Here is a 26,754-nt window from a genome sequence, read left to right on the forward strand (position 1 = left end):
TGGAACGATGCCTCTTTCGCCGAGGCGGAACCGCCTCGGCGAGGGAAACGTCGAACCGATCAGGGCAAGCCTCGACGATCTCCCCGGAACGATCGTTCCGGGGAGTTCGTCTGTTCGACACCTGAGGTATTGACAGCCCCGCTTATGATCTACTCATGCCAGCTTCCCCGTTCGTCAAGGCGACGACTCCTGCCCTCGCGGCCGTTCTCATCGGACTACTCCTCACGCTCTTCGCAGCCCCGTCCCCCGCGAACGCCGCGTATCCGACCGCGGGGGCGATCGGGACGGAGTGGAAGAAGTCCGGGGCGAAGGTGACGCCAGCGAAGCCGCCCTCGTCATTCGCGATCAAGGGGTCAGGCTTCGGCCACGGGGTCGGGATGAGCCAGTACGGAGCACGCGGGATGGCGGCGGCCGGAAAGTCCTCGACGCAGATCCTGCAGCACTACTACACGGGTGCGAAGGTCACGACGATGTCGAAGAACGCCGACGACAGGCTGCGGGTGCAGCTGCTGACCGGGAAGAAGTCGGTGACGATCACTCCCCGGTCCGGGAAACTGAGGGTCAAGATCGGGTCGAAGACCGTCGAGTCGGGGGCGACGGTCACGGTCGAGCCCACCTCGTCCGGTTCGGTCAAGGCGAAGGTCGGGTCGAAGAGCTATGCGGCCTCGAAGCTCATCGTCGAATGGCAGGGAACACGCTATTGGAAGTCATCCTCGGCGGCGACGGTGTCGGTCAGCGGTGCACAGAACGGGGCGACCGGCGTCTACCGGCACGGGCGGATCGAGATCGGGCAGCTGAAGAGCTCGCTCAATGTCATCAACGTGGTGGGTCTCAACAGCGGATATCTGCCGGGCATCGCCGAGATGCCGGCATCATGGCAGTCCGAGGCGCTGCGTGCTCAGGCCATCGCCTCCCGCACCTATGCCTATCGCACCCTCGGCACTCCGAAGTCCGCATGCGACTGCAATGTCTACGACGAAGTGGCCTCGCAGCGTTTCCTCGGGTGGACTCATGAGAACGCAGGCGATTCGGGTCCGTGGCGCAAGGCCGTGGCGGCGACCCAGACGATGAGCGGTCCGACGGTGAAGTCCGCGCGAGTCGTGACGTACAAGGGCAGCCTCATCGACGCCGTGTACTCCTCTTCGGCCGGGGCGACGACGCATTCGGCCGCCGAGGTGTGGGGTTCGGCTGTGCCCTACCTCGTCTCCGTCGATGACTCACCGTCGAAGTATGCCTCCGCGAAGAACCCGAACGCCTCGTGGTCGGTGACGGCTAAGCAGGCCGATATGGCCAAGGCCTTCGGACTGGCAGATGTCCGGTCTGTGACGGTGACGAAGACCGGCTCGGGTCTGGTGAAGACGGTGAAAGCCACCTCGGTGAAGGGAAAGACCGAGAGCCTCACCGGCGATCAGCTGCGGACGAAGCTGAAGCTCAGGTCCGCGTCATTCAGCGTGGCCTGAGGGAACCTCGCCTCCAGGTTCAGACTCCGGCAGACGTGAGCAGTCACCTGTTGACGAGTTCGGCTTCCTTCTCGTGCACGATCGGGATGACGGTCTTGCCGAACGCTTCGAGTTCCTCCTGGAAGTGGAGGAAGCCGGTGAGGATGAGGTCGACGCCGATCTTCTTGTATTCGATGATGCGGTCGGCGACCTGTTCGGGGGTGCCGATGAGCTGGGTGCGGAAGCCGTCGTTGTACTGGACGAGGTCTTCGAAGCTCGAATCCGCCCACATGCCCTTCTTATCGTGAGTCGAGGCACCGGCCTGCTGCACGGACTTGCGGAATCCCTCGACGGCGCCTTCGTCGGCTTTGGCGATGATCTCGCGCAGCTGTTCGCGAGCTTCGGCTTCGGTGTCGCGGACGATGGCGAACCCGTTGAGTCCGAAACGGACCTTTCGATTGCGGGCGCGGGCCACCTCGGTGACGTCGTCGTACTGTTCGCGGAATCCGTCGAAGTCCTTGCCGTTGGAGAAGTACCATTCGGCGTGCTTGCCGCCGTTGATGCGCGCGGCCGAGGAGTTTCCGCCTTGGAAGATCTCCGGGTGGGGGCGGCCTTCGACCGGGTAGGGGCCGGGGCGGAGGGTGAAGTCGTCGACGGTGTAGAAGTTGCCGCGGTACTCGACGTTCTCCACGGTGAAGAGCTTGCGGACGACGTCCATGAACTCCGCGGACCGGCGGTAGCGTTCGCCGTGTTCGAGCCACGGCAGGCCGAGGCGGGTGTATTCGTCCTTGAACCAGCCGGAGACGACGTTGATCGCAGCTCGGCCCTTGCTGAACTGGTCGGCGGTGAGGATGAACTTCGCGAGCACGGCCGGTTCCCAGATGCCCGGATGGATGGCGGCGATGACCTTTGAGCTTCTCGGTGGCCAAGGCGAGCGCGAGTGACGTGGAGGTCGATTCGTGCTGCTGGGCCGCGCCGCAGACCACACACGGCGGGCAGACTTCGCGAGCTGACGCGTGCCGTCACAATGACGCACTTCGCCATGAACCGTCATGTGATTTGCGTTCCGGCAACTGCCGTCCGCTGCACCCAGCTCCGCATCACTCACCCTTGGCGGCACACCACCTCGTTGCACCGGTGCGTTGAGCCACCACCGACGAGGGATACGAAAGCACCGGTAGCAGGTGGCACGAATGGTGCCAACTGTCACAATCGGTGCGGGATGTCCGAATACGAGCCTCCCGCGACCGTCATGGAGGTCCGCAACCGGTGAATCGACGAAGTCCCGGCCCGCAGAAACTGCGAGACCGGGACTTCTGTGGCGGAGGATAGGGGATTCGAACCCCTGAGGGCGTTAACCCAACCCGCGTTCCAGGCGAGCGCCATAGGCCACTAGGCGAATCCTCCGCGAATCAGCTTATCCGAGTCATGACGACAATGCGAAATCGCGGTGGCCGAGTGTGAAGCATCCCACTTCCCGCAGGTGAACACGCGACCTCATCGCCCGACGGCACGCGGTTCAATCGGCGACGGCGCGGAGATGCCGTTCTGCCGACGGCTGCGCTCCGTCCTCCCGTCTGCGCTCGATGCTTCCGTCGTTCCTTAGGGATGGGAAACGAGGATGCGTCCACACTATCCAGTGAATGTCCCGCTCAGATGATGTTTCTGTCACGAGTGGATAACAGTGTCCTTGTCGTATTCTTGTGGCCCCGCCCACTCGTTTTGTCCGCCGAGGCCGCTCTCGACTAGACTGAATCACGGCTCCCCGTGCGGCGTCATCTTGTGAACTCCCCCAGGGCCGGAAGGCAGCAAGGGTAAGCGAGCTCTGTCGGGTGCACGGGGAGTCCTCTATTCCCAAACAACTCCCCAACATCACAATTCCACAACTCCCCCTCTCCCCCATCTGCCCAGGTCAGCTCTGCCTCCACGACCTTTCGGGCGCCGGAATCGGAGCGAAGAAGCGAAAGCGTTAATACTTTCGTGATTTTGCTTCATTACCATTATTCGCAGTTCTCATCCCTGTGTTCTAACGAGGTTTCCCTGTTGTCCACGAAGATCCAAGGGGCCGTTGCCGCCCTTTCGGCGCTGGCCTTGCTCACGGCGTGCACGCCGTCGAGTGATGATCCCGACGCGACCCGCAATGGCGCGAACAAGACCGCCGAGGCGGCCGCGGATCCCGTGTTCCGCGTCGGAGCCATCACCTCCGAGGCAGCAGAATCCGCGTCCGAATCGACGCCGTCTTCGCAGCCCAGCGATGCGACCTCCTCAGCTGAGCCGAGCGAGTCCGCCGATGCGGCGGCCGCGATGCCCGGCGCCGGAGACTTCGGAGAAGTGACCGAATCCGGCGACGACATCGATCTGGAAGCCGGTCAGCGGATCGGCATCTCCGTCGAGAACGCCGACCTCAGTGACATCTCCGTCACCGAGGAGGCCCACCCCCGAATCGCGCACGATCCCGGCACATTCTTCGATGCCTCCGGCACCGCGCTCGAGTCAGATGAGGACGCCCAAGCCGGTTCGTCGACACCGAGCTCCACCGAATCCGGATCCAGCGACGACGAGTCCACGGAAGAGTCGAAGGGCAGCGATTCAGAGAGCAAGGACGATGCCGAAGCGGTCTCCGCCCCGGATGACTCCGCCGCCTGGATCTCGACCTACGGCCTCGTCGCCGACAGCGAATACACCGTGAAGGTCACCGCCACTGCTGCTGACGGAGACGAAGTCGACCTCGACGCAACGGTCATTGTCGGCGCCAGCGACGGGGCACCGATGTCGGTGCGCACGACACTCGCCGATGGCCAGACGGTCGGTGTCGCGGCCCCCATCATGCTCAACTTCGGTTCCACCGTGTCCGAGGAATTCCGTGACGATGTGGAACGTCGACTCTCGGTCAAGGTCACCGACGAAAACGGCGAGGAGCGTGAGGTCGAAGGCTCGTGGGGTTGGCTCTATGACGATCCGCAGTCCCGCCTGCATTTCCGTCCGAAGGAGTTCTGGCCCGCTCATTCCAAGGTCTCCGTCGACGTTCCGCTCAAGGACGTGCCGACGGGTGAGAACAGCGTGGGACGGAACGATCTCACCCTTGATTTCGAGATCGGACGCAAACAGGTCGTCAAGGCCGACGTGAAGACCCACCGGATGACCGTCACCCGTGACGGCAAGACGGTCATGGACTTCCCGGCCTCCCTCGGCGCACCGAAGTCACCCTCGTACAACGGCACGCACGTGGTGATGTCGAAGGCCGCTGACTACACGATGACCTCCGAGCAGTGGGACTACGAGACCGATGTCCAGTGGGCTGTGCGCATCCACAACAACGGCGAATTCATCCACGCTGCTCCCTGGTCGGCAGGCGTGCAGGGTTCTCAGAACGTCTCGCACGGCTGCGTCAACCTCACCACCGCACGGGCGAAGGAATACTATGACTCCGCGATCTTCGGTGATCCCGTCGAGATCACCGGTTCGCAGGTGAGCCTGTCGACCAATGACAGCGACATCTCGGACTGGGTCTATTCCTGGGATGAATGGAAGAAGCTGAGCGCCCTCGATTGAGAGCGCCCAGCTCGCCCGGCTGATTCGGCTGCTGCTTCGCCGTCGACCTACTTGTCGAGCTTCTCCACAGCTTTGTCGATCATCGGCACATAGCGCTCCAGAGTCCAGGGGACGGTGAGCGGGTTGATGATCGAGGATCCGGTGACGAAGGCCTGATCTTCGGAGGCCACGACGGCTCCGGACCTGATCGCCGGAATGTTCTTATACAGTCCCTGCGATTCGATCTCCTTTTTGTTCTTCGCATCGGAGTAGAAGGTGAAGATGAGGTCCGAGTCGTTGAGCTTGTCCGCGTTCTCCAGGCCGATGAGCGCGGAGTCCGTTCCCGGCTCGTCGTACTCCTTCTTCAGTTCGTCGATGACCGGATCCGGGGTCAGCCCGAGAGCCGAGACCATCGCCACGCGCTGTTCGGTGGGATAGAAGACGCCGAGGGTGCCGGGACCGGAGTTGTAGATATAGGAGAATGTGAGGTCCTTGTACTCGTCCCGCTCGGCCTCTTTCAGCTGTGTCTTGATGTCGTCGACGAGCCCAACGGATTCCTCTTCCTGACCGAGTGCCTTGCCGATCGTGGTGATCTGCTCATCCCATTCGATGGTCCACGGCTGCTTCGGGTAAGCCACGGTCGGGGCGATGGCATCGAGCTGCTCATACTGGTCGGCCGTGATTCCCGACCAGGGAGCGAGGATGACATCGGGTTCGAGTTCGGCAATGGCCTCGACGTCGAGTTCCGTATCGCCCTGGAACTGTTCGGGCAGCTTCTCGCCCTTGTCCTTCACGGCCTCGTAGATCCACGGCATATAGCCGGTGTCATCGGATCCCCAGGCGTATTCCTCCATACCGACCGGAGTCTTGCCCAACGCGATCGCGGTCTCCGTCGATCCCTGACCGAGGGTGACGACGCGCTCGGGCTCGGACTCGATGACCGCTTCGCCGAGTGCGTGCTTGATCGTCACGGTCTCGAAATTCGCTGACCCGAACTCCTCCGCGGCCTGCGATCCCTGCCCGCAGGCGGCGGCGGTGAGCGAGAGTGCGACGAGCGCTCCGGCGATGACGGCCCGGCGGCTGTGAGGAACTGACATTCCTGTCCTTTCGACAGTGGTCGGAGCCGGTTGCGGCTCCTCGGCATTAACGTAGGACAGCCTAACTTAACCTACCGACGTTTCCGCAACACCTGTGAGCCACTTCACTTCAGTCACCCTCATTCCGATCCGAGCTCGCGGGTCGGACTGGGAGTCGATGACGCGATCGATGAGTCCGTACTCGATCACCTCCTCGGCGGTGAACCACAGGTCACGCAGGGAGTCGTCGAAGATGCGGTCGTAGGTCTTTCCGGTCGCCTCGGCGATCCGATGCAGGACGGTGTCTCTGACCGATCGGAGGCCGTCGCCCTGGAGTTCGATGTCGGCGGCTCCGCCGATCCCGCTCGACCCCTGGTGGCGGAGGATGCGCGCGTGAGCGATGGTGTCGGCGATCGCGTGCATCATCGACACGGGTCCGCTGGAAGCGGGACCGTGCCGCTATGAGCGGACGGGCACCGGCGGCTGAGGCTCCGGTGGCCCTTGACTCTTCGACCGGGCCCGGACATAGGATCGGCCGCATGAGCACACAGCGAGATCGGGCCGGTCGCCTCATCGATGTGCACGGTCGCACATTCGCCGCGGAGGCCGGGATCACACTCCGGGACAAGCCGGCCCCGCTGTGGCAGCTGCTCGTCCTCAGCCTGCTCCTGTCCACGCGCATCAGCTCCGACATCGCCCTCGCGAGCGCGCGCGAGCTGTTCTCGGCGAAGTGGAGAACGCCGCGGCGTCTGCGCGCGAGCTCGTGGCAGCAGCGCGTCGATGCGCTCGGACGCGGCGGGTATCGCCGCTACGACGAGAGCACCGCCACCCGTCTGGCCGAGGCCGCCGATCTGCTCATCGACCGATGGGACGGGGACCTGCGGAAGCTGCGCGATGAGGCCGAGGGGCAGCCTCGTCGGATTTCGGGGCTCCTGCAGGAATTCACCGGGATCGGTCCGACCGGGGCATCCATCTTCCTCCGAGAGGCCCAGCAGGTCTGGCCCTCGGTGAGGCCTGCATTCGACACTCTCGTTCGCAAGGGCGCGACGACGGCCGGGCTGCCGGAGCAGGACGAGAAGCTGGCCGCATTGGTCGATGACGACGACCTCGCAGGACTCGCGGCCGCGCTCGTGCGTCTCGCCCGAGACCCGGACCTCTCCGCCGACGCAGAGGACTGAGACCTCCGCCCAGGCCCGCGTGCTAGCATCGTGGCGTCTGAAAGGGGACGAGATGATGGCGAATATGTGGCTGACGCTGCAGCTGCTCGTCGTCGTGCTCTCTTCCGACCTCGACTCGGTCGTGCCCCAGTCCCCCACTCATCTCATCGTCCTCGCCCTCCTCGGTGCAGCCCTGCTGACGCCGATCGCCGCATGGGCGAGCATGGCCCTGCTGCGTGTGCTCTCGCTGTCGGCACGCCCGCCGTCTCTGCCGGGCACGCGCCGAAGCATCCGCGAATTCCGCATGCCGGAGGAACCCGGCACTCCGGGTACGGCTCTGCCCAGAGCCCCCTCTACCGTCGTTCACGCCATCGCCTGAACGACCTGTTCCGTACGGAATGTCTCCCCGCCTCGGCGCGGGCAATTGTCATCAATCGTCACGGTGATGGCCTTCAACGGCCCATTCAACCGCGCCTCAGTGCGCCTAAGTCCGAAGGACGATCACCTGTGAACATCTACGAATTCCTGCCCATCCGCCTGCTCGTCGAGGCCGCCTACACAGTGGTCACGGGGATCAGCGACATTCTCGAACCGCTCGCCGGCGGCTTCAGCGCCGCCCTGGCCGTCATCGTACTCACCGTGCTGGTCCGCGCCGTACTCATCCCCGTCGGGGTGTCCCAGGTCAGGGCCGGCATCACTCGAAAACGGCTGGCCCCGAAGATCAAAGAGCTGCAGACGAAGCACAAGAAGCATCCCGAACTCATGCAGCAGAAGCTCATGGAGCTGTACAAAGAGGAGAATGCCTCCCCTTTCGCCGGATGCCTGCCGGTGCTGGCACAGACCCCAGTGCTCATGGCCGTCTATGGCCTCTTCATCAATGCGACGATCGGCGGGCACTCCAATGAGCTGCTCGGTCACACGCTCTTCGGTCTGCCCCTGAACACGAGCTTCGTCAGACTGCTCGGCGGCGGGGATCTCACCGGCACGGCCATCACGGTCTACCTCATCCTCGTCGTGCTCATCACCGTCGTCGCCGGCTTCTCCCGCCATCTGCTCACTCCGGCTGCGCCCGAGACCCCGGCCGTTCCCGCGGGGAATCCGGGGAAGAACAGCTCGGATGCTCCGGCGATGCCGGATCTGTCCGGGGTGATGAATACCCTGAGCTTCATGCCCTTCCTCACCGCGATCTTCGCGCTCTTCGTCCCCTTGGCCGCCGCACTCTACCTGGCGACGACGACCACGTGGACGCTCGGCGAACGGCTCGTCCTCAACAAGCTCCTCGGGGCGAACGACCCCCAACCCGAACAGTCCTCGGCCACCCGCGGCTGAACCGGGACGCGACGCTGCCAGCAGCAACGACAGAGCCCGGGACGAAAGAACGGAATCTTTCGTCCCGGGCTCATGCGGGGACCGCCTCGGCGATCGAGGGATCAGGCCATGATCGGCTCCGGGCGAGCACCGGCCACGACCCTGAGGTCGCCGCCAACGACCGTGGCACGCACGGTGCCGCCCTCGTCGACCGCCTCGGTGACGAGGAGATCGGCGATGCGGTCGTCGAGTTCGCGCTGGATCACGCGACGCAGCGGACGGGCACCGAACTCGGGTTCGTATCCTTCATCGGCCAGCCAGTCGAGAGCCTCTGCCGAGACGTCGAGGGCGATGCCCTGAGCCTCGAGACGCTGCTTCGACGCGGCCAGCTGCTGATCGACGATGGAGCGCAGCTGCTCGCGATCGAGGCGGGCGAACATCACGGTGTCGTCGATGCGGTTGATGAACTCCGGCCGCATGAATTCCTTGAGCCGGCCCATGACCTTGGCCTTGAGGTCTCTCTCTGCGTCCTGCGCAGCACCGGAGGCGAAGCCCAGCGGAGTGCCGGACATGAACTCGGAACCGAGGTTCGAGGTCATGATGATCACGGTGTTGCGGAAATCGACCGTGCGGCCCTGACCATCGGTGAGCCGACCGTCGTCGAGGACCTGCAGCAGCAGGTTGAACGCATCCGGGTGGGCCTTCTCGACCTCGTCGAGGAGGATGACCGAATACGGGCGACGGCGAACCTTCTCCGTCAGCTGACCGGCTTCGTCGTAGCCGACGTAGCCGGGAGGGGCACCGACGAGACGCGACACCGTGTGGCGTTCGCCGAACTCGCTCATATCGAATCGGATCATGGCCGACTCGTCGTCGAACAGGGTCTGTGCCAGAGCCTTCGCCAGCTCCGTCTTTCCGACGCCGGTGGGGCCGAGGAAGAGGAAGCTGCCGATGGGTCGGTTGGGATCGGCCATACCGGTCTGGCTGCGGCGGATGGCGCGGGATACGGCGGTCACGGCTTCGTCCTGTCCGACCACCCGGTCGTGGAGGACCTCCTCCATGTTCGCCAGACGCGCCTTCTGGCTCTGCGTCATCCGCTCCGCCGGGATTCCGGTGGCACGGGAGACCACATGCGCGATCTCCTGCTCGCCGATGATCGCCTCTGCGGCAGCGGTCTTCGCGGCCTCCGCGTCCGGGTTCTCGGCTGATTCGATCCGAGCGGCCACCTCGTTGATCTCATCGCGAACGCGGCCTGCGCGCTCGTAGTCCTCGACCTCGATGGCGGACTTCTTCTCCGCCTCGAGTTCGGAGAGCTTGAGCTTGAGCGCGTCGATGTCGACCGCGGGTCCGCGCCCCAGCGACATCCGGGCGCCGGCCTGGTCGATGAGGTCGATGGCCTTGTCCGGCAGGAACCGGTCGGTGATGTAGCGGTTCGACAGCTCCACGGCGGCTCGGACCGCCTCGGCGGTGTAGGTGACCTCGTGGAACTCCGCGTAGCGGTCTTTGATTCCGTCGATGATCGTCACCGCGTCCTCGACACTCGGCTCGCCCACGGTCACCGGCTGGAAGCGGCGCTCCAGGGCGGAGTCCTTCTCGATGGTGCGGTACTCCTTGAGCGTGGTTGCGCCGATCATGTGCAGGTCGCCGCGGGCCAGGCGCGGTTTGAGGATGTTGCCGGCGTCCATCGAATTCGCTTCGCCGTTGCCGCCGGCACCGACGAGGGTGTGGAGTTCATCGACGAAGACGATCATGTCGCCGTCATCGGCGATCTCGTTCAGCGCTCCGGTCAGACGCTCTTCGAAGTCACCGCGGTAGCGGGTGCCGGCGAGCATGCCGGGCATATCGAGCGCGATGATGCGCTTGCCCTGCAGCTGCTTGGGCACCTGACCGGAGTGGATGGCCTGGGCGAGGCCTTCGGCGACCGCGGTCTTTCCGACGCCTGCCTCGCCGAGGAGGACCGGGTTGTTCTTCGTCCGGCGGGCGAGGATCTCGATCGTCTGTTCGATCTCCTCTGCTCGGCCGATGACGGGATCGAGTCTGCCCTCGGAGGCGAGTTCGGTGAGGTCGGTGCCGAACTTCTCCAGCACGGACTCCTGACCGTCCTCACCCTCGGCCTCCTGGCCCGGGTGCATGCCTGCGGCTTCGGCCGCCTCGGCGCCGGCCTGCAGTGCGGCCTGGGTGACTCCCGCCTGGGCGAGGATCCGGCCGGCGGGCATCTCCTGATTGAGCACGAAGGCGAAGAACATGTGCTCCGGATCGATGTAGGTCGATCCGAAGGCTCGCGCTACCTGGTAGGCATCGAGCAGGGCACGCTGGGCGGAGCCGGTCAGTGTGGGAGTGGAATCCGCCTCGGTGTCGGTTGCAGCCGGAAGCCGCTCTTCGATCGCATGGGCGATGGCCTCGGGGTCGGCGCCTGCCTGGCGCACGGCGGAGATTCCGGGTTCGGAGTCGACCATGGTGCGCAGAATGTGGAGTGCGTCGACCTCGGACTGGCCGTGTCGTCCTGCGAACTCCGCGGCCGCCTCGATGACCTCATGGCTGCGCTTGCTCAGCAGTCGGTTGATGTCGACGGAACGGCCTCGGCGGGCTCCGGTCTGTCCCTGGAGGAAACGAGCGAGGAACTCGTCGAACGAGTCTCCGCCCGAGCCTGCGGGTCCGAAGAATGTGGCCAAAGCTGACCTCCTCTTTCAAAGTTGAGCGTATACGACTCAATCAACAGAGGCGGGCGCGCGGTTATTCCCGAGTCGGCTGAGGTCGGTGTCACATGCGGTGACGGGCGGACGTGCGGTCAGCCCTTCGAGGGCCAGCCGTTGGGCTCGCAGCCCTGCAGACCCTTCGTCTGCTGCTGCATGAGCGGTGCCGTCCTGCCCGGCCCGGGGCAGGACTCGTGGCCGTGGCCGAGAGCGTGACCGACCTCGTGATTGACGAGGTACTGCCGGTACTGGACGATGTCGTCGAACTCGTCCGTGGCAGAGACCCAGCGCTTGGCGTTGAGGATGACATTGGGCCCGTTGCGGCACGAGAGCTTGCCCAAGGTCCGCAGCGGCAGACACCTCTCGTCGACGGTGTCGGGGCTGGCGATGGAGATCATGACGTCCTGACCGTCATCAACGAGTTCGATGGAGACGTCGTCGATGTCCTGCCAGCCGCGTTCGTCCTGGAGGGTCTTGATGATGAAGTCGCCTGCCTCATCGACGTCGATGGGCAGATTGTCCTCGACGCGCAGAGCGACCTTGAAGGTCTTTCCCTTGTCACGATTGGGTCCGGTCTCGTCTTTCGGCCGGTCCCATCGGCCGCTGCCGTGGGTGTCGATATCGTCTTCGCTCACCCCGGCGGCTCCCGCATCGTCAAGGCTCGCGGTCTCGGAAGGCGAAGGGGATGCCGTCGGCTCACCCGACTGCGTGGTCTCCCCCGTCGGGTCGGCGGAGGCGGCAGGAGTCTCGGCGGCCTTCGGAGTCGGTCGGGTCTCGTCGTCGGCGGCGGGCGCGCAGGCACTCAGCCCGATGAGCAGCGCGACTGCGGCAAGGGAGGTCAGGGTGCGGAGGCGTGGGCGGGAGACGGGGCGGGTTCGACTGAGCACGCCTGTGAGTCTATCCGGTGCCGATTCATCGAGAAACGGGTTGCGTGTCGAGAAACGGGCGCGCACACCCGTTTCTCGACACGCAGCCCGTTTCTCGGCGAGTGATCAGAACTCGAGGACGCCGCCGGGACCGCGCAGCCTGGCATGCAGGCGACATTCCGACCCCTCGACCACAGTGGTGTCCCCGGCCCCGAGCTCCTCGAGCACCTCCCGTGCGGCCTCAGGTTCTGGACTGTCCACACGGAAATCGAGCAGCTCGAGGGTGGGCAAGGCCGCCTCGGCGGGGTGGACGGATTCGCCCCAGTCGATGAGGAACGGCTGCTCACCTGAGCGGGGCAGCGGGGAACGCGTGGTCAGCCGCCACTCGAGACGGTCGCCCTCGGCGGTGTCGCGGGCCATGTCCTGAACCTCCCCGAAGTCGATGCCCGCGGTGTTCGCGGCCGCGATCTTCGCGAGGAATGCCGGCGGGTGGATGGCCCAGGTCTGCAGGGTCGGCTCGGAGGCCAGATGCGCGTCGAGCGGCAAGGTCCCGTCAGCGGGCTTCTCCTGCTGCGGGTCGGGGCCGAGGATTTCGAGATAGGTGCGCGCCCCCTCCGGCCAGCCCGCCGGGGCGAGCCCGAGGAGATGATTCGCGGTCCCCCGTCCCGGGTGCGAACCGCCGGGGACCGCGCGCAGGCCGGTGGCCTCTTCCACGGCGGCGACCCCGGCCTCGAGGTCGGGCACCGTGATGATGAGGTGGTCGAGCTGCGCGGGAATGGTGTTCAGAGTGTCCATGATCCACCCGGACCTTTCAGTTGAGCGTGCAGGCCTTCAGTCTCCCCCGCTTCGTCGCCCGGGGCAATGATGTCGAGTCCGATGCCGAAGAAGCCGAGGACCTCGCCGACCGCATCCGGTTCCCCACTCGAAGCCCAGAGCCGCTCAAGCCGGACCGAGGGCATCTCCTGCATCGCCGGATGTTCGGAGTCCTTCCAGTCGATGAGGAACGGCTGGATCCCCGACCACGGCAGCGGAGTGTGCCTGGTCAGCCGCCAATCGAGGACGGTGCCGTCCGGCTTGCGTCGGGTCATGTCATGAACCTCGCCGAGGCGGACGCGCGGTTCCCGTGACCGCGCAGCAGCCGTGACGAGTCCGTCGAAATCATCTGGTCGGATCGCCCACCTCTGCACGGTCGGTGCGGTGATCCCGGCCAGCCGAGTGGCTGCCGATGCTGGGTCCTGCTCGGGGTCGGGGCCGAGGATCTCGAGGTACGTCAGCGGGTTCGGACCACTCTGGTTCTTAAGTCCGAGCGAATCGGCGAGCTCATCGCTGAGCTCGAGCCCGAGCAGCGCATTGGCCGTCCCCAGACCCGGATGGGCGCCCCCGTCAACGGCCGCGACACCGAGGCGAACCTCACATTGCTCAACATATTTCCGAAGGTCGGGAACGGCGATGACCAGATGGTCGAAGCAGGAATTACTCAACATGTCTCAATATTAAGCCATGAATTGACTGCGATTGCGCAGATGCGCTTAACTCAGGGCATGCACATCCGCTTCGGGTTCCACACCGGACACTGCCGCTTCCTGCCGTCAATGGCACCCGTAATGTCCTCAGATTGTTGAACTATCTCGATCAGCTTCTCCTGTTCCACCCCTTTGACCCGAAGGACCTCTGCTATGACGGATCGCCGTCTCTCCACCTCAGCGCGTCTGACTCAGTGCCTGACCGACCGACGCCTCGACCGCCGCTCGGTACTGAGCCTCGGTCTCGGTTTCGGCACTCTGCTCACCCTCAGCGCCTGCACCCCCCATGACTCCGGTTCCTTAGCCGAGGGCGAACCCGTCCGCGGCGGGGTGCTCACCTACTTCGAACCCCAGACCTGGACTCTGCTCTACCCGCCGTCGGTCGGCTTCTACCCCAACGGCGGAATCATGAACAACATCTCGGCACGCCTGCTGTGGCAGGATCCCGAGACCCTCGAGCTCCATCCGTGGCTGGCCACGGACTTGCCGGAGACCGACGCCGACGCCACGACCTACACCTTCACCATCCGCAAGGGCGTGACCTATTCGGACGGTTCGCCGCTGATACCGGAGAATGTGGCGAAGAACTTCGATCTCTTCGGTCGCGGCGACGAATCGCGCACACTGCCGGTGTCCGAGCAGATCTCGAACTACGAACGCAGCGAAGTCCTCGACGGGAATCGGGTCCGGTTCCACTTCTCGGCACCCTCCCCCGGTTTCGCCCAAGCGACGTCGACGATGAACGCGGGCCTGCTCGCCGATTCCACTCTCGATCTCGACGCCGAAGGCTTCGGCCCTGGCGGAGCCACGCAGATCCACACCTGCGGGCCCTTCCACATCACTGCCGAGACCATCGGCACGAAGCTCTCCGTCCGTGCCCGCGAGGACTACGACTGGGCGCCCCCGCACCTGAAACATCAGGGCCGGGCCCACCTCGACGGCATCGACTACCTGACGAACAACGAATACTCCGTGCGCATCGGGGCCGTGCTCTCCGGACAGGCAGACGGCGTTCGCGACGTCCAGGCACCCGATGAGTCCCGCGTGACCGAACAGGGCCTGCGCCTCTATGCGAAGGCGACGAACGGAATCAACAACAGCATCAACTTCCGGTTCCGCCACGACCTGCTGGACGACATCGACGTTCGGCGAGCGCTCATCGCCGCCATCGATCGACAGGAGATCGTCGACAAGCTCTTCACCCCGAACTACCCGCTGGCCACCGGCCTGCTGGCCAAGGGCGCCATGGGATATGTCGACCAGTCGGGGTCCTGGGACTTCGACCCGGACAAGGCGAACCGTCTCCTCGACCAGGCCGGCTGGAGCGAGCGCAACGGGCAGGGCTACCGCGTCAAGGATGGTCAGCCACTGGCGCTGACGGTGAATATCGCGCTGCCGCAGCCCCGGTCGAACGAGGTTCAGACCCTCATCCAACAGCATCTGCGCCGCGTGGGCGTGCGCCTGTCGATCAACCCCGGTGACCAATCGAAGCAGACGCTCGACGCCCTCGAACTCGACACCGTGCAGATCTACCACTCGATGGTCGCCCGCGCCGACTTCGACAATCTGCGCTCGAACTACTCCTCGGTCAATCGCGACGTCTTCCTCAACGGAGTCGACCGCACCGACGCCGACGACGATTCGGTCGACCCGAAGATCGACGAACTCCTCGAAACGCTGGCTGCCGAACCGAACCAGGAGAAACGCCAACAGGCCGCCGAGGCGGTCCAGAACTACCTCGTCGACCAGGCCTATGTGCTGCCGTTCTTCGAAGAACCGCAGGTCTTCGCGTTCCGCCGCCGCGTCCACGGCTTCACCACCGAACCCGTGGGCCGCCCCGACTTCTACAGCACCTGGCTGGCAGGAGAGAAATGATCCTCGACACCCGCTACCTCATCCTGCGCCTGGGCCAAGCGGTCCTCGTGCTGCTGCTCGCGTTCACCGCGGCATTCATCCTGCTCAGCCTCATCCCCGGAGACGGCGTCACCGCCCGCTTCGCCGATCCCGCACTGGGCCTGTCCAACGACCAGATCGCCGAGATACGCGCAGCCACCGCCGCCGACGACTCATGGTTCGGCAAGTACCTCACGAGCCTCACCGGGTTCCTCACGGGCGACTTCGGCTACTCGGTCCAGACCGGTGCGGCCGTGTCGACGATCATCGCGGCGGCTCTGCCGTCGACCGCAGTTCTCGCGGCCTCCGGTTTCGTCACCGCCCTCGTCCTCGCCGTGATCATCGCCGTCTTCGCGACCTTCGGACCGGCCCCCGGGCCGACGGCCAAGGTGCGGCGAGTCCTCGACTCGGTGCCCAGTCTCTTCATCTCCATCCCGGTGTTCTGGCTCGGAATCCTGCTCATCCAGGTCTTCTCCTTCCAGCTCGGTCTCGTCTCCGTCGTCGACCCCGGCCCTGCCGAGGCGCTCGTGCTGCCGACCCTGACCGTGGCGGTTCCGCTGTCGGCCCCGATCGCCCAGGTGCTCATCCGCTCCATCACCGAGGTGCAGGCTTCCGGATTCGTCAAGGTCACCACGGCCAAGGGCGCCTCCGAACTGTGGATCCTCGTCCACACCGTCGCCCGCAATGCGGTGCTGCCGGGGCTGACGATCATCGGCCTCGTCTTCGGCGAACTCGTCGCCGGCGCCGTGGTCACCGAGACCGTATTCGGCCGCAACGGCATTGGACTCATCACCGCCCAAGCGGTCACCCACCGGGACAATCCGATCCTGCTGGCCGTCGTGGTCATCGCCACCTTCGGCTACGCCATCATCAACCTCGCAGTCGACCTCCTCTACCCCGTCATCGACGTCCGGCTGCTCACGAAACGCAGCGCCGCCTCGGCGGGCACAGCCCTGCGCAGCCACGACGAACCCACCCGTCGCGCCATGACGGCGACCGCGGCCAGCGTCGGCGTCGACCTCGACTGGAACGACGAGACGAAGGAGAAGAACTCATGAGCATCGTCTTCACACGCGGCCAAGGCACCGGCACCGACACCCGCCGAGTTCGCGGCGGCCGGGCACGCGCCGCGATCACCCCGGCCACCATCGCCTCCGGGCTGGTGCTGCTCATCGCCATCGCCTGGGCGCTGTTCCCCGGTCTCTTCACCCACTTCGATCCCAACGACGGCGGAGACACCCCTGCCCTTCTGGCCCCGAGCCTCGAGCATTGGTTCGGCACCGACCAGACCGGCCGCGATGCCTTCACCCGCGTCGTCTACGGCGCCTCCCAGTCCCTGCTGGCCGCGCTCGTGGCCGTCGGGGTCGGGCTGATCGTCGGCACCACGATCGGGCTCATCGCCGGCACCCGGCGCGGGTTCGTCGACGATGTGCTCATGCGCCTGATCGACGTACTGCTGTCCATCCCCGCGATCCTGCTCAGCCTCTCGATCGTCGTCGTCCTCGGTTTCGGAACGATCAACGCGGCCATCGCCGTCGGAGTCACCGCCATCGCCCAGTTCGCACGACTGGCCAGGTCCCAGGCGGTGCAGATCAACACGAGCGACTACGTGGCCGCGGCCTACGGATCCGGCGGCACCTTCTTCTCCGTCCTGGTCCGCCACATCCTGCCGAATTCGATCTCTCCCGTGCTCTCACTGGCGGTGCTCCAGGTCGGTTCGGCGATCCTCCAGATCTCCACTCTCGGATTCCTCGGATACGGCACTCCGCCGCCCACCCCGGAATGGGGCCTCATCATCGCCGAGGGCCGCAACTTCGTCGCCACCGCGTGGTGGCTGACCGTGCTGCCCGGCCTCGTGGTCATGGCCATCGTGCTCGCCACCCACCAGATCGGCAACACCCTGCGAAAGGTGACATCATGACCGAGTCCTCACTGCTGCGCATCGACGGTCTCTCCGTCGAATACACCCGCCGAGGCGGCTCCGCGGCACCTGCCGTGAGCGAACTCGACCTCGTGGTCCGTCCCGGTTCGATGACCGCCGTGGTCGGGGAATCCGGTTCGGGGAAGTCGACGACGGCGAACGCCGTCATCGGTCTCCTCCCCTTCTCGGCCAGGGTCGCGGCCGGGCGGATCCGCCTCGGCGAGGTTGATCTGCTCAGCCTGGGCACCTCCGGTTGGCGGGGTGTTCGCGGATCTCAGATCGGCTACGTCCCACAGGATCCGGGGTCCTCGCTCAATCCCCTGCAGACGGTCGGCAAGTCCGTCGCCGAGGCGCTGCGCATCCACCGTCGCGCGGGCCGGGCCGAGGCTCGCGCCCAGGTTATCGAGCTGCTGGACCGGGTCGGCATCGACCAGCCGGAGAAACGGGCCGACCAGTTCCCGCACGAGCTCTCGGGCGGGATGCGGCAGCGGGTGCTCATCGCCGCCGCCATCGCTCTGCGCCCGCGCCTGCTCATCGCCGACGAACCCACCTCCGCCCTCGACGTCACCGTCCAGAAGCAGGTCCTCGACCTCCTCGACGAACTGCGCACCGAGACCGGGATGGGCATCCTCTTCATCACCCACGATCTCGCCGTCGCCGGCGAACGCGCCGACGAGGTCGTGGTCATGCAGGGCGGACGCATCGTCGAATCGGGACCCGCCGGCCGTGTCTTCTCCGACCCGGCCACCGATTACACCTCCCGGCTCATCGCGAATGCTCCCGCGCTGCAGACGAAAGCACGTCCGGACCGCACCGAGGCGACCACGCAGACTGACACCCCGTTCGTCTCCGTCGAATCACTCACCCACATCTTCGACCGCACGGGTGATCAGATCACCGGCATCGAAGGTGTGGATTTCACGGTGGCGCGCGGGACCACGCACGGACTCGTCGGCGAATCCGGTTCGGGCAAGACCACCACGGGCAAGGCGCTGACCGGGTTCCTCACACCCCAGTCCGGGCATGTGCGCATCGGCGATTTCGACGCCGCGGAACTCGGACGCGGTCGTCCCTCACGTCAGCGTCTGCGGGAGTTCCGGAGCTCCGTCCAACTGGTCCATCAGAACCCGTTCTCCGCTCTTGATCCCAAGCATTCGATCCGCTCGACCCTGACCGAACCTCTGCGCAACTTCCGCCTCGGTGACCGCACCTCCCGACCTCGACTCGTCGCCGAGGCCATGGATCGAGTGGCGCTGCCGACCGACTTCCTCGACCGGCGTCCCGCCGAACTCTCCGGCGGGCAGCTGCAGCGAGTGGCGATCGCCCGCGCTCTCATCGTCGAACCCGAACTCGTCGTCTTCGACGAGGCGGTCTCGGCTCTTGACGTTTCGGTGCAGGCACAGATCCTCACACTGCTCGACGAGCTGCAGCAGGAGCTCGGTCTCACCTATGTCTTCATCACCCATGATCTCGCCGTCGTCCGTCAGATCGCTGATACGGTGTCCGTGATGTCGCACGGACACCTCGTCGACGACGGCGCGACCGAAGAGATCTTCACTCGCCCGCGGTCTGCCTATACCCGCACCCTGCTCGAGGCGATCCCCCGTCCAGCGACGCTGTCGGCCGCTGCAGCGCCTGCGAATGACCGACCCGCGACCCCGACCCTGCTCACCGCAGCAGCAGAAAGCTGAGAACCATGACCCCTCAACCGACCGACACCCAGGCGACCGGACCGAAGCTCGGATTCTTCACTCGCCTGCTCGAGGACGCCCCGGCAGCTCAGCGCTACCGCTTCGCCCTCGAACAGATCGAGACGGCCGAGGAGTTCGGCTTCCATTCGGCATGGGTCGCCCAGCACCACTTCTCCGCGGCAGAGGGCGGGCTGCCCTCCCCGCTCGTCTTCCTCTCCCATGCCGCCGCCCGCACCTCCCGAATCGACTTGGGCACCGCGATCATCACCCTGCCGATGGAGAATGCCGTGCGCGTGGCCGAAGACGCCGCCGTCCTCGACGAACTCTCCGCCGGTCGCCTCCAGATCGGTCTGGGCTCCGGCGGGAATCCGAAGTCCTTCCCAGCCTTCGGCACGAGCTTCGATGACCGTCGCGAGGTCTTCGCCGACAACCTCGCAACACTGCGCACCCTGTTCTCAGGCGACCGGCTTCCCACCGACCACAGTCTCTATCCCGTTCCCGACGCGGAGCGTCCGAGTCTCGAACGACGCCTGTGGCAGGCGACATTCTCCTCAGGCGGTGCCGGTGCGGCAGGCGCCGCCAGTGACGGACTCATGCTCTCGCGGACACAGCCACGGCCCCAGGACAACCCGTCGGCACCTCTCGATGAGGTGCAGCTGCCGGTCATCGACACCTATCTCTCGCAGCTGCCGGACGGAGCCGAACCGCGCATCCTCGCCTCCCGTACCGCAGTGGTCGCCGATGCTGAGGATCTGCCCCGGCTGCGTGAGATCACCGAACCGGCGCTGCGGGCCGAGGCCGACCGCCTCGTCGGCTATGACACGTCGTCGCTGACCCTCGATGAGCTCCTCATCGCCACCGACACCTACCTCGGCACGCCCGAGCAGGTGAGCGAACGTCTGCAGCATGACCGCGTCCTCGATCGGGCCACCGATGTCAGCTTCCAGGTGCACTCGGTTCCGGCGACGAACGAGACCGCCCTGCGGTCGATCGAACTGCTCGCCACTGAGGTGGCCCCGGCCCTCGGGTTCTCCGTGACCAAGGAGCGGGTGCACTGAGATGGCCGATATCATCAACCTCCTCGCCGGAATCGCGGCGAATGATCCGCTCGATGTGCTGCGTGATCACCGGGCACAGGCGAAGGAGAACGCCCAGCTGAGTTTCGAAGCTCTGCTCGAGCCCGAGGATCCGCGCGGTGTGTCTTACCGGGAGCGTTATGCCGTGGCCGCGTTCACCGCTGGTCTGCTCGGTTCGGACCGTGCCGAGGAGTTCTACCGTGACCTGCTTCGTGACGAAGATGAAGCCGCGTCGTGGGCGGTCGCGGAACTCCTCGACGAGGCGGTGCTCGCACTCGATTCGCGTGCCGAGGTGCGCGGGCCCTACGGGATCGTCGAATCTGCGGCACTGTCGGCGGAGAGTGTTCCCGGTCCCTGGTTCACCGCCGACGCACAGTCACGCCAGACGTTGGGATCCCGGCTCATCGCGGGGCTCGAGTTTGCTCATCTCCTTGCGCTCCATCCGCGCGATGCCAGGCCGGCGCACCTCGCCCTGCTGCTGGAGTCCGGATGGGACGAGGACGGCATCGTCACCCTGGCTCAGCTCGTGTCGTTCCTCAACTTTCAGATCCGCATCAGCACCGGGCTGGCCGCACTCACCGAGCCGGCGTCCACGGTTCCGTCCCCGGACGACGCAGCCCCGTCCTCACACGACACGGAAGACAGCCCCGCCTCGGCGAGAGTCGAAGAGGCACTGCAGTCCGTCGGGGACCGGGTGAAGACGTACCCGAACCTCAAGCGCCCCGAACTGTTCCAACAGGGTGGGCTCGGCTGGGTGCCGTGGATCGCTCCCGTCGCCGAGGCGGACCTCAGCGATGATCAGCAGGATGCCCTGATCGAGGCGGGACGGGCGAAGAACCCCTACTTCCGGCTGCTTGCGAGGGATCCGGCCGCACTCAAGGCACGAACTCTGACCGACTTCGACATCTTCTTCAACACCACCGATGGTCTCGGTCGGGCCGAACGCGAACTCGCCGCGACCGCGGCCTCTCGTCTCAACGGATGCCTGTTCTGCGCGTCGGTCCACGCGGACCGGGCCACCGAGGAATCCGGGCGTCGGGACCTCGTGCAGCGCCTCCTCGACGAAGGAATCGGCACGGAGTCCCGCCTCGGTGATCAGGTGTGGGACGCCGTCATCGATGCTTCGGTGGCACTGACGCTGACTCCGCAGACCTTCGGCGGGCGGCACGTCGATCAGCTGCGTGCGGCTGGCTTGGGCGACGGCGACATCATCGACGCCCTCAGCTGCGCCGCCTTCTTCAACTGGGCGAACCGGCTGATGCTCTCCCTCGGCGAGCCGGAGCAGCTGAAGTAGGCCTCGCCGAGAAACGGGCTGAGTGTCGAAAAACGCATGTGCGCACGCGTTTCTCGGCACTCAGCCCGTTTTTCAGTGGGACGGTGCAGACTTCAGCCGACGTCCATGAGCGTCGAGCGGATGATGAAGCGGTTTCCCGTCGGTGATTCGACGCTGAAGCCGCTGCCGCGGCCCGGCACCACATCGATCGTCAGATGCGTGTGCTTCCAGTACTCGAACTGCTCCGTCGACATCCAGAAGTCCAGGCCGGCCTTCTCGGCATCATCGATGGGCAGGTCGAAGTGGCCGAGCAGCACATCGGCTTCCGAGGTGAGGAAGTCGCCTTCGGGGAAGCACATGGGCGACGAGCCGTCACAGCAGCCGCCGGATTGGTGGAACATGAGCTGTCCGTGTTTGTCGACGAGACCTGCGAGCAGGTCGATGGCGGCCCGAGTCATCGCCACTCGCGATTTCTCTTCGCCCTCGATCGTCGGTGTCGATTCGAGGGCGGCTGTTTCGGTGGTGTCGCTCATCAGAAGAATCCTTGTGCATTTTCGGAGTAGCTGACCAGCAGGTTCTTCGTCTGCTGGTAGTGGTCGAGCATCATCTTGTGGTTCTCACGTCCGATGCCCGAGGACTTGTATCCGCCGAACGCGGCGTGGGCCGGGTAGGCGTGGTAGTTGTTCACCCAGACGCGTCCGGCCTGGATGTCGCGTCCGGCCCGGTAGGCGGTGTTTCCGGTGCGGGCCCAGACTCCGGCGCCGAGGCCGTAGAGCGTGTCATTGGCTGTGGTGATCGCGTCGTCGTAGTCGGAGAACGAGGTCAGGGCCACGACGGGTCCGAAGATCTCCTCCTGGAAGATGCGCATCTTGTTCGTGCCCTTGAAGATCGTCGGCTGGATGTAGAAGCCGCCGGCAAGGTCACCGTCGAGTTCGGCTTTGTCGCCGCCGATGAGCGCCTCGGCGCCTTCGTCCTTGCCGATCTTGAGGTACGACATGATCTTCTCGAACTGGTCGTTCGAGGCCTGTGCGCCGACCTGGGTGTCGGTGTCGAGCGGGTTGCCCTGCTTGATGGACCGGACGCGTTCGACGCCGGCGGCGACGAAGTCGTCGAAGATCGAGTCCTGGACGAGCGCACGCGACGGGCAGGTGCAGACCTCGCCCTGGTTGAGAGCGAACATCGCGAAGCCTTCGAGCGCCTTGTCTCTGAAGCTGTCGTCGGCAGCCATGACGTCGTCGAAGAAGATGTTCGGTGACTTGCCGCCGAGCTCCAGAGTGACCGGGATGATGTTCTGCGAGGCGTACTGCATGATCAGACGGCCGGTCGTGGTCTCACCGGTGAAGGCGACCTTGCGAATGCGTTTGTTCGATGCCAGCGGCTTGCCGGCTTCGACACCGAACCCGTTGATGATGTTGAGGACGCCGGGAGGCAGCAGGTCGCCGATGAGTTCGGCGAGGACGAGGATCGACGCCGGGGTCTGCTCGGCCGGTTTGAGGACGACGCAGTTGCCGGCGGCGAGCGCTGGAGCGAGCTTCCACGTGGCCATGAGCAGGGGGAAGTTCCATGGAATGATCTGTCCGACCACGCCGAGGGGCTCGTGGAAATGGTAGGCGACGGTGTCGTCGTCGATCTGTGAGATGCCGCCTTCCTGCGCCCGGATGGCCGAGGCGAAGTAGCGGAAGTGGTCGACGGCCAGCGGCAGGTCCGCAGCCAGCGGTTCGCGGATTCCCTTGCCGTTGTCCCAGGTTTCGGCGACGGCGAGCATCTCGAGGTTGGATTCGATGCGATCGGCGATCTTGAGCAGGATGTTCGACCGTTCGGCGACCGAGGTCTTGCCCCAGGCCGGTGCCGCTGCCCATGCGGCATCGAGTGCGGTCTCGACATCGTCGGCTGTGGAGCTGGGGATCTCGGTGAAAGCCTGCCCGGTGACGGGGGTGATGTTCTCGAAGTAGTTGCCGTCCTTCGGCGGCACCCACTCTCCTCCGATGTAGTTCTCATAACGGGGCTTGAACGTAACGAGCGCGCCGTCGGTACCGGGTGCTGAGTAGACTGCCATGACACTCCTTCGTGTGAGTCCATCCACCCCACTTCACGTGCCTCGTCCGATGGCGGTCGGAGGCGCGGAGCAGATGTGTCCGTGTCCTCTCACCTTAGGGCGGAACCGGGGTGCGGACAATAGCCGTCATTGCTTCGTGATCGAGTTCTGAGAGTCCGCTCACGCTTCGACAATGGTGCCATTGGTGGGCAGCGTATCTCCGAACCGAATCGGTACAGCGTCTGCAAGGGAGATGTCCATACTGCTGATCGCTTGGACATGCAGATGAGGTTCGGTGCTGTTGCCGGAATTCCCGCAGCGCCCGAGCCTCTGCCCGATCCGGACAGTCTGTCCGACCTGAACTTCGACACTCCCCTGTTGAAGGTGGCAGAGGGCAACAACAGTGACATCGCTTCGGATCATCACGTGGTTCCCGGCGAGTGCGGGCCATCCGGCATCGACCCGTCTGCGTTGAGTCATCGCATAGCCGAGCGAACGCAGACCACGGTAGGCCGGGTGATCTGCCGCGGAGTCGTGGATTGCCGCAACAGTGCCTCTGACAGGAGCGAGTACGTCGCGGCCGAAACCTATGAACTTCTCTGGCTGTTCCGGACGAAACAGCGACTCGAGTCCGAATGCGGCCGACCGCCCGGAGCCATCGACCGGCACGAAATCGATCGCGTACGAACTCGCGAACCGCTTGGTCCCGTGGCTCGGCACACGATCCCCCGGACTGTTCTGGACCAGCCAACGACCAGTGAAAGGGTAGGCGAGCACGAGAGGTTCAACTGTCATTTCCACCCTCGCCGCATTCCCCATTCGGAAGAAGAAGATGTGAAGTCGATTGCATCGCAGAGTCTGCCGCCGATTGTCTGGTGCTCCACGAACAACTGACCGCGGAGATATCCCGCACGTCCAGCCGTGCGAAGAGACGGAACGTTCCAGGGTTCGATATACAGATCGATGCGCTGGATCTGAGGAATCGACAGACCGAAATCCGTCAGCCCAATGAGGGCGTCTGTTGAGAACCCACGGCCTTCTGCGTGGCGGCCCTGCTGCCGGCGGACCCAAGAACTGGCTTCCGCCTTGTCGGCAGTGCCAAGCAGCGAACCGGTCAACGGCACAGAGGGGTCGGTTGACAGGCTTCGTGCCATTTCGACGTCATGTTGGTCAGCCGGGCGCTGCTGAATCGCCCCGTGGGCTGGAAGAATCTGTGCCCGATTCGGCAGTGTCATCCCACCGACTTCACCATGATCAGGCAGGGCGTATCCGCTCCCCACAGGTCGGTCTCCTCCAGCGGCAGGAAGCCCATCTTCTCGTAGAAGTGACGGGTCCGCGCATAGTTCGAATCGTCCCTCGACGGACCCAAGGTCTTCACTTCGAGCAGCCGCGACCCACGGGCCCGCACATCCTCGGTGATGGCCTCGATCATCGCAGTCCCGACTCCCCCGCCGTGGACGCAGCGATCGACGACGGTGAAATGGATCTCGCTGGTCTGCGGGAAATGATGCGTCACCAGCGTGACTCCGACGACTCGGCCATGTTCGTCGCGGACAGTCCACGTCTCCATGCGGCGCGCGTCGTCGATGTATTCGGCGTTGGATTCAGGTCTGCCGAACCATTCCGGCACGGTCGCGAGCAGCCGTTCCACATCTTCGGGGACGGCATCGTCGCGCTGAGCTCTCCAGCCCGCTTCAGTCATGGGCTCCACCTTAGACTCCACGTCGATGCTCCGGTACCCCGTTGCTAGACTCTGCCCCATGAACGAGCCCGAATCCCCCGTCCTCCGACTGATCCCGTACCTCGCGGCGATCTCTGCAGCAATCTTCGCGGGACTGGCCATGGCAGGAACCGGAGAGAGCAACCTGCTTGTCACTCTGGTCGCGGCAGGAGCCGGGTACTTCGGTGCCTACTTCATCGTCAAGCTCATCATCCACGTCCTCGTCACGCGAATCGATTCCGGCAGCAACGACGACCACGGCTGAGGTCCGATCCGCCGTTCCTACTTCTTCGCCTGCGCCGGAACGACGACCTTGCGGATGATGATGAGCGCCGAGGCGGCCACCGGCACCGCGACCACCGCACCGAGCACACCGCCTAAGGTTCCACCGGCGATGGCGGCGATGATGACGAGGGCTCCGGGCACGTCGACCGCGGCGTTCATGATCCGCGGGCTGAGCAGATACGCCTCGACCTGCATGTACACGAGATAGTAGATGCCGGCCGTGATGCCCAGCCCGGGCGAGACCATCAGACAGGACGCGGTGATGATGATCGCGCCGGTGATCGGTCCCACCAGGGGAATGAGCGAGGCGAGGAACGCCACGAACGCCAACAGCGCCGGCAGCGGGGCACCGATGATGGTGAGGAAGATCGCCGAGCACACACCGTTGACGACTCCCAAGGACACCTGGCCGAGGACGTAGCGTCCGATGGAACGGGTGACCTCCTCGGTGACGGATTCGACCGTCGGCCGTGATGAGGCCGCCACCAGCGAGAACATTGCGGATTTGATCGTCGGCATGGACACGGCGAAGTAGATGGTGAGGATGACGACGATGATCACACCGGTGAGGAAGCTCAAGATCCCCGCCCCGATGGACACGACGCCGCCGCCGAGGGAGAGCACATTCTTCGGATCCGAAGCCCAGTCCGAGATGTTGGCGAACACCGCATCGATGTCGATCGCGCCGGTGAACTGCTCCTCGAGCTCGGTGACCCACCCGGTCGTCGCAAGGTTCGCCACGATTCCGGGCAGATCCGCGATGAACGTCTGGATCTGACTGATCACGGCCGGAGCGATGAGCAGCGCAACACTGACGACGATGAGGATGAAGGCCACGACGACGATGAGCACCGACAGCGACCGCGGCACCTTGCGATCGACGAGCCACTGCACGATCGGTTCGAGCCCGAGGGCGAGGAACAGCGCCAGACCGATGTAGATGATCACTGTCGCCACGGACTGCAGCGCCGTCATCACCAGGATCGCCAGCCCCACGCCCAAGGCTCCGGTGAAACCGAGCCGGAACGCGCTGTTGAGTGTGAGGGACTTGCCCTGCCCAGTGCCCATGGAACCCAGTGTAACCAGCGATCATGCACTGGTCGGTCGACTCACGTTAGGATCGGAGCGAACCCTCAACCGCTAAGCCTTGATCCACCGATTCGCTTGATGGCAAGGGGCTCACTCGGATTCGAGTGCGAACGCGGTGCGAGGGCAGGAAGTAGTGTCCCGGTCTCTCACCGGTCTCTTCCACATAGATGATTCCCCG

General features: G+C 65.0%; 24 protein-coding genes, 1 tRNA gene, 1 other RNA gene and 1 pseudogene. 13 read left to right on the top strand and 14 right to left on the bottom strand.

Translation table 11 applies throughout. The features are described 5' to 3' along the window. Window positions 1-155 precede the first annotated feature (155 nt). Window positions 156-1,460, top strand: coding sequence for a SpoIID/LytB domain-containing protein (locus BLIN9172_RS14045; RefSeq protein WP_101555608.1), 1,305 nt, complete (start codon window positions 156-158; stop codon window positions 1,458-1,460). A 43-nt stretch (window positions 1,461-1,503) separates the two neighbouring features. On the opposite strand, the pseudogene sfnG reads toward BLIN9172_RS14045, so the two are convergent. Together sfnG and BLIN9172_RS14055 are read right to left on the bottom strand one after the other, a co-directional pair. Further along, a pseudogene (sfnG, locus tag BLIN9172_RS14050) lies at window positions 1,504-2,416 on the bottom strand (dimethylsulfone monooxygenase SfnG); the annotation flags it as partial. A 342-nt stretch (window positions 2,417-2,758) separates the two neighbouring features. Continuing rightward, window positions 2,759-2,846, bottom strand: a tRNA-Ser gene (locus tag BLIN9172_RS14055). 349 nt (window positions 2,847-3,195) lie between these two features. Between BLIN9172_RS14055 and ffs the strand changes: the two genes are divergently transcribed. Together ffs and BLIN9172_RS14065 are read left to right on the top strand one after the other, a co-directional pair. Next, an RNA gene (ffs, locus tag BLIN9172_RS14060) (signal recognition particle sRNA small type) lies at window positions 3,196-3,291 on the top strand. Between the two features lie 191 nt (window positions 3,292-3,482). Further along, window positions 3,483-4,991 (top strand): L,D-transpeptidase, encoded by a 1,509-nt coding sequence (locus tag BLIN9172_RS14065; RefSeq protein ID WP_240812025.1) that lies wholly within the window; start codon window positions 3,483-3,485, stop codon window positions 4,989-4,991. A 47-nt stretch (window positions 4,992-5,038) separates the two neighbouring features. On the opposite strand, the gene BLIN9172_RS14070 is transcribed toward BLIN9172_RS14065, so the two are convergent. Then, window positions 5,039-6,067, bottom strand: coding sequence for an iron-siderophore ABC transporter substrate-binding protein (locus BLIN9172_RS14070; protein ID WP_101555609.1), 1,029 nt, complete (start codon window positions 6,065-6,067; stop codon window positions 5,039-5,041). Between the two features lie 66 nt (window positions 6,068-6,133). Next, on the bottom strand, window positions 6,134-6,472 hold the full coding sequence (locus BLIN9172_RS14075; protein ID WP_101555610.1) for a ClpP family protease: 339 nt from the start codon (window positions 6,470-6,472) through the stop codon (window positions 6,134-6,136). A 113-nt stretch (window positions 6,473-6,585) separates the two neighbouring features. On the opposite strand from BLIN9172_RS14075, the gene BLIN9172_RS14080 reads away from it, so the two are divergent. The 3 genes from BLIN9172_RS14080 to BLIN9172_RS14090 all read left to right on the top strand — a co-directional run bounded on the left by BLIN9172_RS14080 (window position 6,586) and on the right by BLIN9172_RS14090 (window position 8,532). After that, window positions 6,586-7,224 carry an endonuclease gene (locus BLIN9172_RS14080; protein WP_101555611.1) on the top strand — a complete coding sequence of 213 codons (639 nt, stop codon included), beginning with the start codon at window positions 6,586-6,588 and terminating at the stop codon, window positions 7,222-7,224. A 52-nt stretch (window positions 7,225-7,276) separates the two neighbouring features. Then, on the top strand, window positions 7,277-7,582 hold the full coding sequence (locus BLIN9172_RS14085; RefSeq protein ID WP_035320514.1) for a hypothetical protein: 306 nt from the start codon (window positions 7,277-7,279) through the stop codon (window positions 7,580-7,582). Window positions 7,583-7,710: 128 nt separating this feature from the next. After that, on the top strand, window positions 7,711-8,532 hold the full coding sequence (locus BLIN9172_RS14090; protein ID WP_101555612.1) for a YidC/Oxa1 family membrane protein insertase: 822 nt from the start codon (window positions 7,711-7,713) through the stop codon (window positions 8,530-8,532). Window positions 8,533-8,633: 101 nt separating this feature from the next. On the opposite strand, the gene BLIN9172_RS14095 is transcribed toward BLIN9172_RS14090, so the two are convergent. The 4 genes from BLIN9172_RS14095 to BLIN9172_RS14110 all read right to left on the bottom strand — a co-directional run bounded on the left by BLIN9172_RS14095 (window position 8,634) and on the right by BLIN9172_RS14110 (window position 13,554). After that, window positions 8,634-11,183, bottom strand: coding sequence for an ATP-dependent Clp protease ATP-binding subunit (locus BLIN9172_RS14095; protein WP_101555613.1), 2,550 nt, complete (start codon window positions 11,181-11,183; stop codon window positions 8,634-8,636). Window positions 11,184-11,299: 116 nt separating this feature from the next. After that, window positions 11,300-12,091: a DUF3152 domain-containing protein gene (locus tag BLIN9172_RS14100; RefSeq protein WP_101555634.1), complete on the bottom strand. Its 792-nt coding sequence runs from the start codon at window positions 12,089-12,091 to the stop codon at window positions 11,300-11,302. 105 nt (window positions 12,092-12,196) lie between these two features. Then, window positions 12,197-12,865 (bottom strand): VOC family protein, encoded by a 669-nt coding sequence (locus BLIN9172_RS14105; protein WP_101555614.1) that lies wholly within the window; start codon window positions 12,863-12,865, stop codon window positions 12,197-12,199. After that, window positions 12,853-13,554 (bottom strand): VOC family protein, encoded by a 702-nt coding sequence (locus tag BLIN9172_RS14110; RefSeq protein ID WP_101555615.1) that lies wholly within the window; start codon window positions 13,552-13,554, stop codon window positions 12,853-12,855. Before BLIN9172_RS14110 ends, BLIN9172_RS14105 begins: the two co-directional genes overlap by 13 nt. A gap of 192 nt (window positions 13,555-13,746) precedes the next feature. Between BLIN9172_RS14110 and BLIN9172_RS14115 the strand changes: the two genes are divergently transcribed. From BLIN9172_RS14115 to BLIN9172_RS14140, 6 genes are read left to right on the top strand one after another with little or no spacing between them, the layout of a single operon-like run. Further along, window positions 13,747-15,468, top strand: a complete 1,722-nt coding sequence (locus tag BLIN9172_RS14115; protein ID WP_101555616.1) for a TIGR04028 family ABC transporter substrate-binding protein — start codon at window positions 13,747-13,749, stop codon at window positions 15,466-15,468. Beyond that, window positions 15,465-16,544, top strand: a complete 1,080-nt coding sequence (locus BLIN9172_RS14120; RefSeq protein WP_101555617.1) for an ABC transporter permease — start codon at window positions 15,465-15,467, stop codon at window positions 16,542-16,544. The genes BLIN9172_RS14115 and BLIN9172_RS14120 overlap by 4 nt, the downstream gene beginning before the upstream one ends. Then, complete coding sequence (locus tag BLIN9172_RS14125) at window positions 16,541-17,407, top strand: ABC transporter permease (RefSeq protein WP_101555618.1); 867 nt, start codon at window positions 16,541-16,543, stop codon at window positions 17,405-17,407. Before BLIN9172_RS14120 ends, BLIN9172_RS14125 begins: the two co-directional genes overlap by 4 nt. Continuing rightward, on the top strand, window positions 17,404-19,098 hold the full coding sequence (locus tag BLIN9172_RS14130) for a dipeptide ABC transporter ATP-binding protein (RefSeq protein WP_101555619.1): 1,695 nt from the start codon (window positions 17,404-17,406) through the stop codon (window positions 19,096-19,098). Before BLIN9172_RS14125 ends, BLIN9172_RS14130 begins: the two co-directional genes overlap by 4 nt. Window positions 19,099-19,103: 5 nt before the next feature. Then, window positions 19,104-20,156, top strand: coding sequence for a putative FMN-dependent luciferase-like monooxygenase (locus BLIN9172_RS14135; protein WP_101555620.1), 1,053 nt, complete (start codon window positions 19,104-19,106; stop codon window positions 20,154-20,156). Between the two features lies 1 nt (window position 20,157). After that, complete coding sequence (locus BLIN9172_RS14140) at window positions 20,158-21,468, top strand: alkylhydroperoxidase domain protein (RefSeq protein WP_101555621.1); 1,311 nt, start codon at window positions 20,158-20,160, stop codon at window positions 21,466-21,468. Between the two features lie 92 nt (window positions 21,469-21,560). On the opposite strand, the gene BLIN9172_RS14145 is transcribed toward BLIN9172_RS14140, so the two are convergent. The 5 genes from BLIN9172_RS14145 to BLIN9172_RS14165 all read right to left on the bottom strand — a co-directional run bounded on the left by BLIN9172_RS14145 (window position 21,561) and on the right by BLIN9172_RS14165 (window position 25,184). Beyond that, complete coding sequence (locus BLIN9172_RS14145; RefSeq protein WP_101555622.1) at window positions 21,561-21,980, bottom strand: DUF779 domain-containing protein; 420 nt, start codon at window positions 21,978-21,980, stop codon at window positions 21,561-21,563. Further along, complete coding sequence (gene exaC / locus BLIN9172_RS14150) at window positions 21,980-23,503, bottom strand: acetaldehyde dehydrogenase ExaC (RefSeq protein ID WP_101555623.1); 1,524 nt, start codon at window positions 23,501-23,503, stop codon at window positions 21,980-21,982. The genes BLIN9172_RS14145 and exaC overlap by 1 nt, the downstream gene beginning before the upstream one ends. 159 nt (window positions 23,504-23,662) lie before the next feature. Further along, window positions 23,663-24,277: a M23 family metallopeptidase gene (locus tag BLIN9172_RS14155; protein WP_101555624.1), complete on the bottom strand. Its 615-nt coding sequence runs from the start codon at window positions 24,275-24,277 to the stop codon at window positions 23,663-23,665. Beyond that, complete coding sequence (locus tag BLIN9172_RS14160; protein WP_180956976.1) at window positions 24,274-24,717, bottom strand: GNAT family N-acetyltransferase; 444 nt, start codon at window positions 24,715-24,717, stop codon at window positions 24,274-24,276. The genes BLIN9172_RS14155 and BLIN9172_RS14160 overlap by 4 nt, the downstream gene beginning before the upstream one ends. Beyond that, complete coding sequence (locus BLIN9172_RS14165; protein ID WP_101555625.1) at window positions 24,714-25,184, bottom strand: GNAT family N-acetyltransferase; 471 nt, start codon at window positions 25,182-25,184, stop codon at window positions 24,714-24,716. The genes BLIN9172_RS14160 and BLIN9172_RS14165 overlap by 4 nt, the downstream gene beginning before the upstream one ends. Before the next feature lie 58 nt (window positions 25,185-25,242). Between BLIN9172_RS14165 and BLIN9172_RS14170 the strand changes: the two genes are divergently transcribed. Beyond that, window positions 25,243-25,467, top strand: coding sequence for a hypothetical protein (locus BLIN9172_RS14170; protein ID WP_101555626.1), 225 nt, complete (start codon window positions 25,243-25,245; stop codon window positions 25,465-25,467). Between the two features lie 17 nt (window positions 25,468-25,484). Here BLIN9172_RS14170 and BLIN9172_RS14175 read toward each other — a convergent pair whose 3' ends face one another. Next, a complete protein-coding gene (locus BLIN9172_RS14175; protein WP_101555627.1) occupies window positions 25,485-26,555 on the bottom strand; it encodes an AI-2E family transporter in 1,071 nt (356 codons plus the stop codon). Between the last annotated feature and the right edge of the window lie 199 nt (window positions 26,556-26,754).

The organism is Brevibacterium linens ATCC 9172 (assembly GCF_900169165.1).
In the GTDB taxonomy this organism is placed as follows: Bacteria; Actinomycetota; Actinomycetes; order Actinomycetales; family Brevibacteriaceae; genus Brevibacterium; species Brevibacterium linens.